The organism is Rhizobium sp. P40RR-XXII, assembly GCF_012641405.1.
Taxonomy (GTDB): Bacteria; Pseudomonadota; Alphaproteobacteria; order Rhizobiales; family Rhizobiaceae; genus Rhizobium.
This window is the reverse complement of sequence record NZ_JABAII010000001.1, coordinates 351,912-365,885: the sequence shown is the minus strand read 5'-3', so window position 1 is coordinate 365,885 and position 13,974 is coordinate 351,912. Positions and strand designations below refer to the sequence as shown.

The following is a 13,974-nucleotide window of genomic DNA, read 5'->3' as shown; positions in this document are numbered from 1 at the left end:
AACAAATAGATGGACAGATTCGATGCCATGCGGGTGTTTTGCCGGGTCGTGGAACGACGCAGTTTCACATTGGCGGCCGAGGACACCGGCCTGCCCCGCTCGACGGTGACCGATGCGGTCAAGCAGCTTGAGGCGCGGCTCGGCGTGCGCTTGCTGCGGCGCACGACGCGGCATGTGAGCCCGACGCTCGACGGAGAAGCCTATTACCAGCGCTGCCTGCGCATCCTCTCCGATATCGAGGATGCGGAAGGCGCCTTTGCCGGTGCCAAGCCGAAGGGCGTGCTACGAGTTGATGTGCACGGCACGCTTGCGCGGCACTTCGTCCTGCCGAACCTGCTTTCCTTCCTCGAAACCTATCCCGATATCGAACTGCAGATCACCGAAGGCGACCGGTTCGTCGATTTGATCCGTGAAGGGATCGACTGCGTGCTGCGCGTCGGCACGCTGCAGGATAGCGATATGATCGGCCGCCGCGTCGCGATGCTCGAAGAGGTGACGCTTGCGGCACCCACCTATGTCGAACGTTTCGGCATGCCGGCCCATCCGGACAGGCTCGACGGTCACCGCATGGTCGGCTTCCGCTCCTCCGCGACGGGCGGGCTGCTGCCACTGGAATTCCAGATCGATGGCGCCGTGCGCGAAATTACCCTGCCGGCCACCATCTCGGTCAATGCGGCTGAGAGTTACTTCGCGGCGGCCAAACTCGGCCTCGGCCTGATCCAGGTCCCGCGCTACCACGCAGAGGAAGCCTTACGATCGGGCGAGCTGCTGCATGTCCTTGAGGACTATCCACCGACTCGAACGCCCGTCTCGATGCTCTATCCGCGCAGCCGCCAGCTTTCGCCGCGGGTCCGCGTCTTCATAGATTGGCTTGTGAAGGTTTTTGCCGGACAGAACGTGGCTGAAAGCCCGGCCGGATGAATATTCCGCGAAAGCGATCAAATAAATGAAATCGGCTCTTTGAATGCGCGGCAGGCACGCCTACGTCGTAGTGCATTACCTCGCTGACGGTACTGTCGCGACCTCATGACAGCCTGGCGATTTTCGAGAGAGAGCCCGAGAGAGAGCCAATGACCGAACAGAAGCAATTGAAGCTTGGCGCCTTCATGCGCCCCGTCAGCCTGCATACCGGAGCCTGGCGCTATCCCGGTTCTTATCCGGATGCCAATTTCAATTTCCAGCATATCAAGAGCTTCGCGCAGGAGCTGGAAAAGGCAAAATTCGATGCCTTCTTCATGGCGGATCACCTCGCGGTTCTCAACATGCCGATCGAGGCCCTGAAGCGCAGCCAGACGGTCACCTCTTTCGAGCCTTTCACCCTGCTTTCGGCGCTCGCTGCCGTCACCGAGCGGATCGGTCTCGTCGCCACCGCCTCCACCACCTTCGACCTGCCCTATCATATCGCCCGCCGCTTCGCCTCTCTTGATCATATCAGCGGCGGCCGCGCCGGCTGGAACATCGTCACCACGTCCAATCCCGATGCCGCCCTTAATTTTGGCCTCGAAGAGCATATGGAACATGGCGAGCGCTACCATCGCGCCCGCGAATTCTATGATGTGGTCACCGGCCTCTGGGACAGCTTCGCCGATGACGCCTTCATCCACGACGCCGAAAGCGGCATCTTCTTCGATCCCGAACGGATGCATGTGCTTGGGCATAAGGGCGAAGAGCTCAGTGTCCGCGGTCCCCTTAACATCGCCCGCCCGCCGCAGGGCTGGCCTGTCATCGTCCAGGCGGGTCAATCCGATGTCGGCCGCCAGCTCGCCGCCGAGACGGCGGAAGCGGTCTTCGCTGCCCCACGCAATCTTGCCGACGGCAAGGCGATCTTCGCCGATATCAAGGGACGGATGAGAGAGATCGGCCGCAACCCGGATCACCTGAAAATCCTGCCCGCCGCATTCATCGTCGTCGGGGATACAATCGAGGAGGCAAAGGCCAAACGCGCCAAGCTTGATAGCCTCGTCCATTACGACAGCGCGATTGCGTCGCTATCGATCGCGCTTGGGCACGATGCCTCCGGCTTCGATCCAGACGGACCGCTGCCGGCAACTCCGGAGACCAATGCCAGCAAGAGTGGCCGCGAACGTGTTATCGCGCTTGCCGAAGCGGAAAAGCTGACCGTGCGCCAGCTTGCCCAGCGTCTCGGCGGCTATGCCGGCCTCGCCTTCGTCGGCACGCCGCAGAGCATCGCCGACGAGATGGAGCAATGGCTGCATGAAGAAGGCTCGGATGGCTTCAACGTCGTCTTCCCCTTCCTGCCGCAGGGACTGCTTGACGTGACGACCCGCGTTGTTCCGGAGCTCCACCGCCGTGGCATCTTCCGCCGCGACTACGAAGGCACGACATTGCGCGAACACCTTGGCCTGCCGCGCCCGGAAAACCGTTTCTTCAAGGCAACGCCTGTGGCAGCGCGGTAAGAGAGTCCAGCAAAGAGAGTGAAATGAGCCATATCACGCCGATCGATTACGAGACCGCTTCAGACGCCGTACGTGCCGAGCATGATCGAGAGATGCAGCTGCGCGGCCGCATGACGAACATGAAGCGGACGCTACTGCATTCGCCGGTGGCGCATCGCATCTATGCGGAATGGTTTCCCCTGCGCGAAGAACTGCGTCCGTCACTGGACGACCGCGCCGTCTGGCTGCTTTGCCATGTCATCGCGCTCGAATGCCGCTCGATCATCCCGGTCGGCTTCTTCCGGCGCGCGCTGATCAATGCCGGCCTGACGCCGGAAACGATCGTGCCGAGCAAGGACGAAGCGTTGCTGATCGAGTTCGGCAGGGCGATCGTCAGGGATTCCAACGCGATTCCTGAAGACGTCTGGGCGCGGCTAAAAGCCCGCTATGACGAGCCGACGCTCGCCAACCTCGTCGCCTTCGCCGGCATCATGATCGCAACGGCGATCTACAACAATGCCGTGAAGGTCGATATCGACCCGGAGCTTGGACCTTATCTTGAAGGGTTCGAGCTGCCGGCGAGGCAAGAGAAAGGCCCCTCACCCTAACCCTCTCCCCGCACGCGGGGAGAGGGGACGATCAGCGTATCCTCGCTTAACTCAGTGCTAAGGGAGGGACGGCGATGGCACGGCTGTCCCCTTCGCCCCGTCAAAACGGGGAGAAGGTGCCCGACAGGGCGGATGAGGGGCCTTCGCCACCTGCTCCCAACCTCACCCCGAAATGACAGTCGAAAACTGAGGATTGCCGCGGATCGTATTGCTCACGGTGCAGATTTCATCTTCGGCGGCGTGCGCGATCGCGTTACGGACCTCATCGCCGAAATCGCCCTTGATGGTGAAGGCAATGTTGAATTTCTCGACGCGGGAAAGGCCTTCGGTGGCTTTTTCGCCGGTTACGACGGCGGTCACTTCGGTCAGCTTGTCGAGCACGCCGAGGCTGCTTGCCGCCATGCGGGCGCTGAGGACCAGGCAGGCCGAGAGTGATGAATAGAGCAGATCGAGCGGGTTGAAACCAGGCTGCGACGGCGAGGTAACGATGTCGATCTCGCCGCCCGTCACCGAGGTCACATGCGGAAGGCCGGTGCGGCCGACGGTGGCGGTGGCGCCGGTCTGCCTCGTCTTCACTTTCAGTTCGGCCATGTCGAAAATCCTTGAAATAAAAGCGTGAAACCCTTTCCCTCTACATAGGAATTCATCGCGCAGGACACAATTGCAGTTCCCGCCCCTTGCGTCTCCCAGCCAGTTAAGCCACCAAATGGTTACAAGCTCATCGCAAGACAGGCAGATTGACATGACCGTTACCGACCCCCGCGCCTTCCTGACCTCGCTGTTCGATGCCGCCGTTCGCGCCGCTGATCCGCTGACCGGCATTCGCGCGCATCTGCCGGCCAAGCCCAAGGGCCGGACGATCGTCATCGGCGCCGGCAAGGGTTCGGCGCAGATGGCCGCCGCGCTGGAACAATGCTGGGATGGCCCGCTGGAGGGCCTGGTGGTGACGCGATACGGCTTCTTCGCTCCTTGCCGCCAGATCGAGATCATCGAAGCGGCCCACCCGGTGCCGGATGACGCGGGCCTCATCGCCTCCCGCCGGCTTCTGAAACTTGTCGAGGGCCTGACGGAAGACGATCTGGTGATCGCGCTGATATCAGGCGGCGGCTCGGCGCTGCTGCCGTCGCCGGCCGGTTCGCTGAGCCTTGCCGACGAGATCGCTGTCAACAAGGCGCTGCTGGCCTCCGGCGCGCCGATCTCGGCGATGAATGTCATTCGCAAGCACCTGTCGACCATCAAGGGCGGCCGGCTGGCCGCCGCCGCCCATCCAGCCAAGGTCGTCTCCCTCGTGGTCTCGGACATTCCCGGCGACGATCCGGCGCTGGTCGCTTCCGGCCCGACCGTGCCGGGTGCCGGCACGCGCGCGGAAGCGCTCGACCTCATCCGCCTCTACCGCATCGAACTGCCGCCGGCCGTTCTCGCCCATATCGAGAAAGCCGATGCCGATGCGCCGCGTCCGGGCGATCCGCGCTTTGCCGGTCATGAAGTCCATATCATCGCCTCCGCCGGCGTCTCCCTGAAGGCAGCTGCCGAAGTGGCGCGCGCCGCCGGCATCGAAACCGCCATTCTCTCCGACGCCATAGAGGGTGAGGCCCGCGAGGCAGCGCATGTCCACGCCGCCATCGCCCGCGAGGTGCTTCACCGCAATCGCCCCTTCGCCAAGCCGATCGTTCTGCTATCGGGCGGCGAGACGACGGTGACGCTGAAAGGCAAGGGCAAGGGCGGACGAAACTCCGAATTCCTGCTGTCGCTGGCGATCGATATCGGCGGCCATGACGGCATTCATGCCATGGCCGCCGATACTGATGGCATAGACGGCAGCGAAGATAATGCCGGCGCCTTCGCCGACGCGAGCACGGTGGCGCGGCTGCGCGAAGCCGGAATGGTTCCCGCCGACTTGCTTGCGAACAACGATGCCTGGACAGCTTTCAACGCAATCGGCGATCTCTTCGTACCCGGGCCGACCGGGACGAACGTCAACGACTTCCGCGCTATCCTCATCGTGTAACTGTTGAGAGGAGATGCAGATCAGACGATGGCGGTGCAATCGTCGCAGCGCCAGTAGACGGTCGCCATCGATGACCATCGGAAGAAGTGCCTGCTGCAATGGGCGCATTCGATTTCAACGATGTGCATCTTTTCAGCAATGACGAGTGGCTTTGCCTTGATCTTGCGCTCGCTCTTCCACTGCTCAAGTTTCGTGACGGGCATCATCATCCTCCACGCAATACTTCGGTCGCGATAGATTACCTAACTAAAGTAGACGTAACTAATAAAGGAAATATTGCAAGCGCGAAGCAGGTTTCCACGCGGAAGGAAGAACGAAATTATCCGTTGTTGTGCAAATACAACATAGTTTGGATCGCTTCCGCCTAACGCCGGATGATTTTAGGTCTATTCGACCTAAAATCTGAATCCGCGCTGGCATCAAAGAGGTGGAGCATGATGGCTTCATTAAAAAAATGTGACAGCGGATATCGCCATTTCCTCGTCAGGCTCCATTTCACTTGCGGGCCATCTTCCACAGATACGACAGCGAAAGGCATCATTATGCGCCAATTCCGCCAACGGGCGATATCCTCGGTGATCCTTGTCACGTTCGCCCTCTTTTCCGTCACCGCCAGAGCCGCCGCGCCGCCTCCGGTCGAGGCTGAACATGGCATGGTGGTCACGGCGCAGCATCTCGCCACCGATGTCGGCGTGCAGGTGTTGAAAAATGGCGGCAATGCCGTCGACGCAGCCGTTGCCGTCGGCTACACGCTCGCGGTGGTCTATCCGACCGCCGGTAATATCGGCGGCGGCGGCTTCATGACCATCCGCATGCGCGACGGCAAGACGGACTTCCTCGATTTCCGCGAGAGGGCGCCGCTGGCGGCCACCAAGGGCATGTATCTCGACGACAAGGGCAATATCGTCAAAGGGGCCAGCACCAACGGTTATCTCGCTGTCGGCGTTCCGGGCTCGGTCATGGGCTTCGAGACCGCCCGCGAGAAATACGGCACGAAATCCCGCCAGGATCTGATGGCGCCGGCCATCCGCTACGCCAGGGAAGGTTTCGCGCTGAACCAGGCCGATGCCGCCGAACTCAACGAGAGCAAGGATCGGCTCGCGCGCGATCCGGCCACCGCGGCGATCTTCACCAAGGCGGACGGCAAGCCTTTCGCGACGGGCGACAAGCTGACGCAGCCGGATCTCGCCAATGCCCTTTCCGGCATTTCGGACCAAGGGCCTGATGGATTCTACAAGGGTCCGGTCGCCAACGCCATCGTCAAGGCGAGCCAGGACAAGGGCGGCATTCTCGCCGCCCAGGATTTCGAGCAATACAAGGTCCGTGAACTCGACCCCGTGAAGTGCGACTATCGCGGCTACGAGATCATCTCGTCTCCGCCGCCCTCTTCCGGCGGCGTCATCATCTGCGAAATTCTCAACGTGCTGGAAGGCTATCCGCTCTCCTATACCGGCTACGGCTCGGCCGATACCGTGCATGTCATGGTCGAGGCCATGCGCCATGCCTATGTCGACCGCAACTCAACCCTCGGCGATCCCGATTTCGTCGACAATCCCGTCACCAAGCTGCTGGACAAGGATTATGCCAAAAAGATCCGCGACGGCATCGATCCGTACAAGGCCGGCGTTTCCAAGGATCTGATGCCGAAGGGCCTGGGCGAAAGCCACGAGACCACGCATTATTCGATCATCGACAACGACGGTAACGCCGTTGCCGTCACCTATACGCTGAACGGCTCCTTCGGCGCCGGCGTCGTCGCACCCGGCACGGGCATCCTTTTGAACAACGAGATGGACGACTTCACTTCCAAGCCCGGCGTGCCCAATCTTTACGGGCTGGTGCAGGGCGAAGCCAATGCCATCCAGCCGAAGAAGACGCCGCTGTCGTCGATGAGCCCGACGATCATCGCCAAGGACGGCAAGCCCTTCATGGTGATCGGCAGCCCCGGCGGCTCGCGCATCATCACCATCACGCTCGAAGCAATCATCAACGTCATCGATTTCGGCATGAATATTCAGGAAGCGATCGATGCGCCGCGCATCCATCACCAATGGCTGCCCGACAAGGTCTACACCGAACCTCATGCGCTTTCGCCTGACACGGTCAAGCTTCTGAGCGGCATGGGCTACACGGTTCAGGTCGACAACGACTGGCCAATCTGGGGCCAGGCGGCCGGCATCCTCGTAGGCGGCAAGAGCCTCGGTGACATCGCCAAGGGCGGAGGCGCCCGCTATAACGGCGCCATGGACAGCCGCGCCGGCTCGGGGCTTGCCGAAGGCTATTGATTGCTCATCGCCTAGGAACGACAACGAGGCCGGTACCGCCACGGCGGTACCGGCATTTTTGCGCGCAACCCTGGACAGGAAGACGGCAGAGAAAACACACTCGCTTGCGTAAAAAACGAATTGTGAGCGAAGCAACCGCTACCAACGCCCTGCTTGGGGTCGGTTCCGGTAAGGGTGAAATGACACCTCAGGGTTCACTTCGACACGAGTGGCTTGCTCATGTTGATCCCGGTTACCCGAAAGCCCATGACTTCATAAACATGCCTAGCGCGTTTGTTGTCGTCGGCCACTCGGAGTTTTATTTGCTGAAACCCATTGCGTTTCAGCTCGTTTTCGAGAACGTCTAAGGCCCTGCTTACCGAAGCCGCGACCTTGATAGGCAGGAAAGATGTGAAAATCGCTGATAAATGCCGCGCCGCATCGTCAAATCCTGCTTGTACCATAGATACCCGATAGCCTTTTCAGGGCTTTCGGTCGGATCGACCAGGCACAGCAAGACATGCCCGATCGTATTGACGCCATCAGGTAGATCAGATGCGATTTCCCTTTTCGCTTGTGCAAGAGACTCACTATTGGAAAGCCGGTAGTTGGAGGCGATTTCGGATGCATAATCAGGAATAAAATATTCGAGATAACCTGGAAACTCGCTGTCTCGCATCCGTCTTAAGGAAATCATTGAATAACTCCTTTATCGAATTTTATTTGAGATGTAATTGTATTGCTTAGAGCGGTACAACTTTTCACGGGATCTCTATCTCTTTGTTGTCTCGCAATTCCAGGAAAACCGCTGCGCACTTTTCCAGAAATTGCTTCCCAGCCTTCCAATTCGCGAAGCGGGTCGCAGAGATCGACCGTCGATGTTGCATCCCCGCTCGCCTGCGTCATTTTTTCCATTCCGATCAATAGGATTTGCGATTTCTGATATGGTAATCGCGCTCGAGCGGGAGTATACAAGCCGCCGTTCAAATAGGCCTTCGAGCCGTGACCAGACTTGCGGTTCTGTCTTCGGACCCCACCGCACCATCGAGAGCGATCCCCGACAATGTCGGATCAGATATTCCAGGCCGCCCATACCCGGCGGGCCGCACCGAATTTTCGTGTAGTAGCGCTTATCGTAGCAAGCGCGATGTTCATGGAACAGCTTGACGCGACCGTGCTCGCGACTGCCCTTCCGACCATGGCGAGAGACTTCGGCGTCAGCGCGCCGGCCATGAGTATCTCGCTGACCTCATACCTTCTCAGCCTCGCGATCTTCATTCCCGCCAGCGGCGCGATCGCCGACCGCTTCGGCTCGCGCACCGTCTTCCGATCCGCCATCGCGGTTTTCGTTGTCGGCTCGCTTCTCTGCGCGCAGGCGCCGAACCTGTTCTTCCTCGTGATCGCGCGATTGCTGCAGGGCCTCGGTGGCGCGATGATGCTGCCTGTGGGGCGTCTCGTGCTGATGCGCAGCGTCGCTCGCAAGGATATGGTCAACGCCATGTCCTGGCTGCTGATCCCGGCGCTCGTCGGCCCCATTCTCGGGCCGCCGGTCGGCGGCATGTTCGTCACCTATCTCGACTGGCGCTGGATCTTCTACATCAACGTGCCGATCGGCGTCGTCGGCTTTATCCTGGTGACCATGTTCATCGAGGAGGTAAAAGGCCCGCGCACCGGCCGTTTCGACCTCTCGGGCTTCATCCTGTCGGGCATCTCGCTCGGCTCTCTGCTCTTCGGCTTCGAAATGTCGAGCCGCGAGGGCGAAGGCTATCTAGCCGTCTTCCTGATCTCTATCGGTCTGCTGTTCGGCATCGCCTATCTGCGCCATGCGCGCAAGCACCCCTCGCCGATCATGGATTTCTCCTTGATGAAGGTTCCGACGTTCCGCACCTCTGTTATCGCCGGCTCGCTGACACGCATCAGCCAGGGCGCCCATCCCTTCCTGATCCCCTTGATGCTGCAGCTCGGCTTTGGCCTTTCGGCTGCCGCGGCCGGCCAGATCGCCATTGCGACCGCACTCGGCTCCATGGCCATGAAGCCGCTGCAGGTGCGCATTCTGCGGACGCTGGGCTTCCGCACGGCCCTCATTATCTTCGGCCTGATCGGCACGCTCGGCTATGGCATGTGCGCCATCTTCCAGCCGGATTGGCCGCTGCCCGTCATCTTCGTGATCCTGTTCTTCTGCGGCTTCTTCATGTCGTTCCAGTTCACGGCCTACAACACGATCGCCTATGACGAGATCGAGCGTGACCGCATGAGCATTGCGACCAGCTTCTACTCGACCTTCCAGCAGCTGATGCTCTCGCTTGGCATCTGCGTCGCCGCCCTTGCCCTGCACGGCTCGACGCAACTGCGTGGACACGCAAAGGCCGAAATGAGCGACTTCTCCGCCGCCTTCATCGTCGTGACGACCATTGCGCTGCTCGCGGTGATCTGGAATGCCAGCTTCTCGCGCACCGCCGGCTCCGAGATCAGCGGCCATCGCCGCAAATCGCCGGAAGACAGCCTCGGCGAGCATTGAGTTGGCGAGAGCAAGATGTTGAAAAGCGTAAGCGGCCTTAGGACGAAATAATCCTCCGGCGCTAAGCCTGCTGGGCGCAAAGTCGCAACGCGCATCGATCATGCATCAGTGCTTCGACCTTGCGGAAGCAAGGGATGAATGAAAACAAAAAGGCCGGGCTAACCCGACCTTTTCCTTCATTGCCTAACGATCTATGCCAGCGCATTCGTGGTCAAAGACCGGAAATAAATGGCTTACATGGCTTCAAGCTGATCGGCCGACATCTTGCCCGAACGCTTGTCCTTGACAAGCTCGTAGGAGATTTTCTGGCCGTCACGCAGTGTGCTCATTCCAGCGCGCTCAACGGCTGAAATATGCACGAAAACATCCGTCGCCCCGTCATCAGGCTGAATAAAACCAAAACCCTTGGCGGCATTGAACCACTTTACAGTACCTGTGCTCATAACGATGACCTTTCAATCACTCACATAAAGACGCCAACCCAGGAAACACTCGGTTGACAGTAGACCGATTTTGACAAAGAAGTTCGTCATTGTCGCGCAGAGTGCGTCGAGGCAAAGCGTCATTCACAAAGATCGATGACGCATCTTGTATCCGATAGGTATATTCTTCACAAGCAGAAACATCTAAAATATCAAAATGTTGGATAGCGCATCAAATGATGGCGCTTGATAAAATTGCTTCTGAATAGAATGGAAAACCTTGTCCTTTGGGCTCCGCTCGCCTGCTTCTGCGAAGGACTGCGGAATTGTATCGTTGATGCGGGCATCTTCTGCTACAGCATGATACCATCTCCATTGTGCCTACAGTCGATCAGCTTGGGCTATTTGCGACCAGCATCAACACGATACAACCCAAGGAGGCTGATATGACACCACCGAATAAAGACAGCCTATTCGGCTCCAAGAGACAGGCGCCAGCAGACAAGGCCAATCAGCTCGATTCGGCGGTTAAAGAAATTCTCGCCAGCGAGCATGCAATCCGTGAGCGAAAAACGGCCCGTCTGCGCGAACTCCGGCTCGAGAAGGAAGCCTTGCAACCACCGCCGGAGCCAAAGACAAAGTCCAGACGCAAGACTCCCAAAAAATCTGGAACGGCTGAAACCTGACCTGACGGCCGATGTAGCGCGACAAAACATTGCGTTTTTTGTGAACACTGCCTCCACAGACCGCAGATTGAATTGAACAGTGGCCCCGGCCTAAATAGCGACCAGAACAAAACAATAGTCTGGAGCATCCCATGGTCGCCGGCATTCATCACATCACGCTGATCACCCGCAAGGTACAGGCGAATGTCGATTTCTACGTCGGCTTCCTCGGCCTGCGTCTCGTCAAGCGCACCGGCGGCTTCGAGGACGCCACGCAGCTTCATCTCATCTATGGCGACGCCAAGGGCTCGCCCGGCTCGCTGATCACGTTTCTCGTATGGGAAGACGGCTCTCCCGGCCGTGCGGGCGTCGGCCAGATCGGCGAGATTTCGGTCGCGATCGATCCGGCGAGCATCGGCTTCTGGCTTACACGCGCCTTGAGCGCCGGTCTCAAGCCGGAAGGCCCCTCCGAGGAATTCGGTGAGCCGGTCCTGCGATTGAAGGATCCAGACGGGGTCATCGTCAAGCTTGTCGGGACCAATGCTCTGCAGGCAACGGCTCCATGGACGAGCGACACCATTCCGCAAGAGCACGCCATCCGCCGCATCCGTGGCGCGACGCTGTTCAGCGAAACGCCCGAGGAAACGCAGGCGATTTTGGTCGATCACTTCAATTACCAACCGCTCGCAACCAGCGGAGCGATCAGCCGGCTCATCTCAGTATCGGGCGATATCCTCGATATCCGCGATGCACGCGGCTTCTGGGCCAGTGCTCCGGGCACGGGCACGGTCGATCATGTCGCCTTTCGCGCTAGCAACGATGCGGAATTACAATCAGTCCACACCGCACTGCAGGCAATCAACTCCGGGCCGACGACGATGCATGACCGCAAGTATTTCCGCTCGCTCTACGTCCGCGAACCTGGCCGCATCCTATTCGAACTGGCAACGGACGCACCGGGCATGCTTATTGACGAGGACGAGGCAACGCTTGGCACGCGCCTCTTTGCTCCCGGCGACAGCCCGAAGCTTTTGGCCGAACTGAACGTGGTCCTGCCGCAGTTCTCCATGCCCGGCGAACCGCGCGTCATCTATCGCGATCTGCCCTTCATCCATCGCTTCTTCACGCCCGAGCAGCCGAACGGCAATATCTTCATTCTGCTGCACGGCTCCGGCGCCAACGAAACGACAATGCTGCCGCTCGGCCACAAGATCGACGCCAATGCGACATTGCTCAGCGTGCGCGGCCGCGCGCTTGAGGAAGGAACACCGCGCTGGTTTCGCCGGACAGGACCGATGTCCCTCGATCAGGCCGACATCGCCAGCGAGGCCGAAGCCTTCGCCGCCTTCATCGATGGCGCCATCCATGCTTATGGGCTCGATCCGGACCGCATCGTCTATATCGGCTATTCGAACGGCGCCAATCTGCTGAACGCCATGCTGTCGCTGCACCCGCATCTTATCCGCCGCGCCGTGCTGCTGCGCTCGATGGCCGCGCTCGAAAATCCGCCGGCGGTGGATATGTCGGACGCCGAGGTGCTCGTCATCGCAGGTGAGAAGGATCTGTATGGCCCATACGCCCAGCCTCTCGCCGAACGGCTGCGCGATGGCGGCGCCAAGGTCGAACTCGCGGCGGTGCCCGCCGGTCACGAGTTTGACGATGCCGACGTGCCGGTCATTCAGGCGTGGTTGAACAAGTCCGCCTGACGCCGATTTGCTTAGCTCGAACGACAAAAGCCCGCCAAATGGCGGACTTTTGCTCAGATTGGGCTGGACTCACCCCTTGAACGTATAGTCCGCGATCGATTCCGGCTTCATCTCGATCGAGAAGCCCGGAAGGCTCGGCGGCATGTAGGCTGCATCGCGAATGATGCAGGGGTCGATGAAATGCTCGTGCAGATGGTCGACATATTCGATGACGCGTCCGTCCTTGGTGCCGGATACTGCGATATAGTCGATCATCGACAGGTGCTGCACATATTCGCAAAGCCCGACGCCGCCGGCATGCGGCCAGACCGGCAATCCATATTTGGCGGCGATCAGCAGCACCGCCAGCACTTCGTTGAGACCGCCCATACGGCAGGAATCGATCTGCACGATGTCGATCGCGCCCTCGGCGATGAACTGCTTGAACATGATGCGGTTCTGGCACATCTCGCCGGTCGCGACTTTTACGGGACCGATGGCTTGGCGGATCTTGCGATGTCCGGCGACATCGTCCGGGCTGGTCGGCTCCTCGATGAAGAAGGGCTTGGCGAAGGCGAGCTTGCGTACCCAGTCGATCGCCTGATTGACTTCCCATACCTGATTGGCATCGATCATCAGGTAGCGGTCGGGGCCGATCACCTCGCGGGCGATGGTGAGGCGGCGAATATCGTCCTCGAGATCGCGGCCGACCTTCATCTTCACATGGTTGAAGCCGGCGTCGATCGCCTCCTGGCAGAGCCGACGCAGCTTGTCATCGTCATAGCCGAGCCAGCCGGCCGAGGTCGTATAGCAGGCATAGCCCTCGCGCTCGAGCGTGGCGATACGGTCCGCCTTGCCGGCTTCCGCCTTCTTCAGGATGGCAACCGCCTCGTCGCGGGTGAGCACGTCGGTCAGATAACGATAATCGACGATATCGGCGATATGCTCGGCATCCATCTCCGAAACCAGCCGCCAGACCGGCTTGCCGGCTTCCTTGGCAAGCAGATCCCAGACGGCATTGACGACCGCGCCCGTCGCCAGATGCATCGCGCCTTTTTCCGGGCCGATCCAGCGCAGCTGGCTGTCACTGGTCAGATGCCGCCAATATTTGCCGGGGTTTTCCAGAACCTTTGCGAGATCCGTGCCGACGACCAGATGTCGCATCGCCTCGATCGCCATGCAGCAGATGTCGTTGCCGCGACCGATGGTGAAGGTCAGGCCGTGGCCGGCAAGACCAGGCTTGTCGGTATCGAGAATGACATAGGCTGCCGAATAGTCCGGATCCGGATTCATCGCATCCGAACCGTCGAGGCTCTGCGATGTCGGGAAGCGCAAATCGAAAACGCGAAGATTGGTGATGCGCGTCATTGGAAAACTCCTTCTAAATCCATCGGCGACCTCTCGACCT

15 protein-coding genes are annotated in these 13,974 nt (G+C 59.8%); 8 read left to right on the top strand and 7 right to left on the bottom strand.

Annotated features, from left to right (window positions below):
* The first annotated feature begins 9 nt into the window (after positions 1–9).
* The 3 genes from HGP16_RS01785 to HGP16_RS01775 all read left to right on the top strand — a co-directional run bounded on the left by HGP16_RS01785 (position 10) and on the right by HGP16_RS01775 (position 3,004).
* Positions 10–921, top strand: a complete 912-nt coding sequence (locus tag HGP16_RS01785; RefSeq protein WP_168838300.1) for a LysR family transcriptional regulator — start codon at positions 10–12, stop codon at positions 919–921.
* A gap of 149 nt (positions 922–1,070) precedes the next feature.
* Positions 1,071–2,417 (top strand): LLM class flavin-dependent oxidoreductase, encoded by a 1,347-nt coding sequence (locus HGP16_RS01780; protein ID WP_168838299.1) that lies wholly within the window; start codon positions 1,071–1,073, stop codon positions 2,415–2,417.
* Positions 2,418–2,440: 23 nt separating this feature from the next.
* Positions 2,441–3,004, top strand: coding sequence for a carboxymuconolactone decarboxylase family protein (locus tag HGP16_RS01775; RefSeq protein WP_168838298.1), 564 nt, complete (start codon positions 2,441–2,443; stop codon positions 3,002–3,004).
* 162 nt (positions 3,005–3,166) lie between these two features.
* Here HGP16_RS01775 and HGP16_RS01770 read toward each other — a convergent pair whose 3' ends face one another.
* A complete protein-coding gene (locus tag HGP16_RS01770; RefSeq protein WP_168838297.1) occupies positions 3,167–3,595 on the bottom strand; it encodes an OsmC family protein in 429 nt (142 codons plus the stop codon).
* A gap of 151 nt (positions 3,596–3,746) precedes the next feature.
* On the opposite strand from HGP16_RS01770, the gene HGP16_RS01765 reads away from it, so the two are divergent.
* Positions 3,747–5,012, top strand: coding sequence for a glycerate kinase (locus HGP16_RS01765; RefSeq protein ID WP_168838296.1), 1,266 nt, complete (start codon positions 3,747–3,749; stop codon positions 5,010–5,012).
* A 20-nt stretch (positions 5,013–5,032) separates the two neighbouring features.
* Here the strand turns inward: HGP16_RS01765 and HGP16_RS01760 are convergent, their stop codons facing one another.
* Positions 5,033–5,215, bottom strand: coding sequence for a hypothetical protein (locus HGP16_RS01760; RefSeq protein ID WP_168838295.1), 183 nt, complete (start codon positions 5,213–5,215; stop codon positions 5,033–5,035).
* Positions 5,216–5,554: 339 nt separating this feature from the next.
* Between HGP16_RS01760 and ggt the strand changes: the two genes are divergently transcribed.
* A complete protein-coding gene (ggt, locus tag HGP16_RS01755; RefSeq protein ID WP_168838294.1) occupies positions 5,555–7,297 on the top strand; it encodes a gamma-glutamyltransferase in 1,743 nt (580 codons plus the stop codon).
* A gap of 194 nt (positions 7,298–7,491) precedes the next feature.
* Here the strand turns inward: ggt and HGP16_RS34650 are convergent, their stop codons facing one another.
* The 3 genes from HGP16_RS34650 to HGP16_RS01745 are packed head-to-tail and all read right to left on the bottom strand — an operon-like array spanning position 7,492 to position 8,182.
* Positions 7,492–7,740, bottom strand: a complete 249-nt coding sequence (locus HGP16_RS34650; protein ID WP_409526801.1) for a GNAT family N-acetyltransferase — start codon at positions 7,738–7,740, stop codon at positions 7,492–7,494.
* Entirely contained in the window at positions 7,653–7,973 is a 321-nt protein-coding gene (locus HGP16_RS01750) for a hypothetical protein (RefSeq protein WP_246703250.1), read from the bottom strand. The genes HGP16_RS34650 and HGP16_RS01750 overlap by 88 nt, the downstream gene beginning before the upstream one ends.
* Positions 7,970–8,182: a hypothetical protein gene (locus HGP16_RS01745; RefSeq protein ID WP_168838293.1), complete on the bottom strand. Its 213-nt coding sequence runs from the start codon at positions 8,180–8,182 to the stop codon at positions 7,970–7,972. Before HGP16_RS01745 ends, HGP16_RS01750 begins: the two co-directional genes overlap by 4 nt.
* A 157-nt stretch (positions 8,183–8,339) precedes the next feature.
* Between HGP16_RS01745 and HGP16_RS01740 the strand changes: the two genes are divergently transcribed.
* Entirely contained in the window at positions 8,340–9,794 is a 1,455-nt protein-coding gene (locus HGP16_RS01740) for an MFS transporter (protein WP_168838292.1), read from the top strand.
* 233 nt (positions 9,795–10,027) lie between these two features.
* Here the strand turns inward: HGP16_RS01740 and HGP16_RS01735 are convergent, their stop codons facing one another.
* A complete protein-coding gene (locus HGP16_RS01735; RefSeq protein WP_034503699.1) occupies positions 10,028–10,237 on the bottom strand; it encodes a cold-shock protein in 210 nt (69 codons plus the stop codon).
* A gap of 425 nt (positions 10,238–10,662) precedes the next feature.
* Here HGP16_RS01735 and HGP16_RS01730 point away from each other — a divergent pair, with 425 nt between their 5' ends.
* Positions 10,663–10,902, top strand: coding sequence for a hypothetical protein (locus HGP16_RS01730; protein ID WP_168838291.1), 240 nt, complete (start codon positions 10,663–10,665; stop codon positions 10,900–10,902).
* Between the two features lie 131 nt (positions 10,903–11,033).
* On the top strand, positions 11,034–12,587 hold the full coding sequence (locus HGP16_RS01725) for a VOC family protein (RefSeq protein WP_168838290.1): 1,554 nt from the start codon (positions 11,034–11,036) through the stop codon (positions 12,585–12,587).
* A gap of 69 nt (positions 12,588–12,656) precedes the next feature.
* Here the strand turns inward: HGP16_RS01725 and HGP16_RS01720 are convergent, their stop codons facing one another.
* Positions 12,657–13,934 carry an L-fuconate dehydratase gene (locus HGP16_RS01720; protein ID WP_168838289.1) on the bottom strand — a complete coding sequence of 426 codons (1,278 nt, stop codon included), beginning with the start codon at positions 13,932–13,934 and terminating at the stop codon, positions 12,657–12,659.
* Between the last annotated feature and the right edge of the window lie 40 nt (positions 13,935–13,974).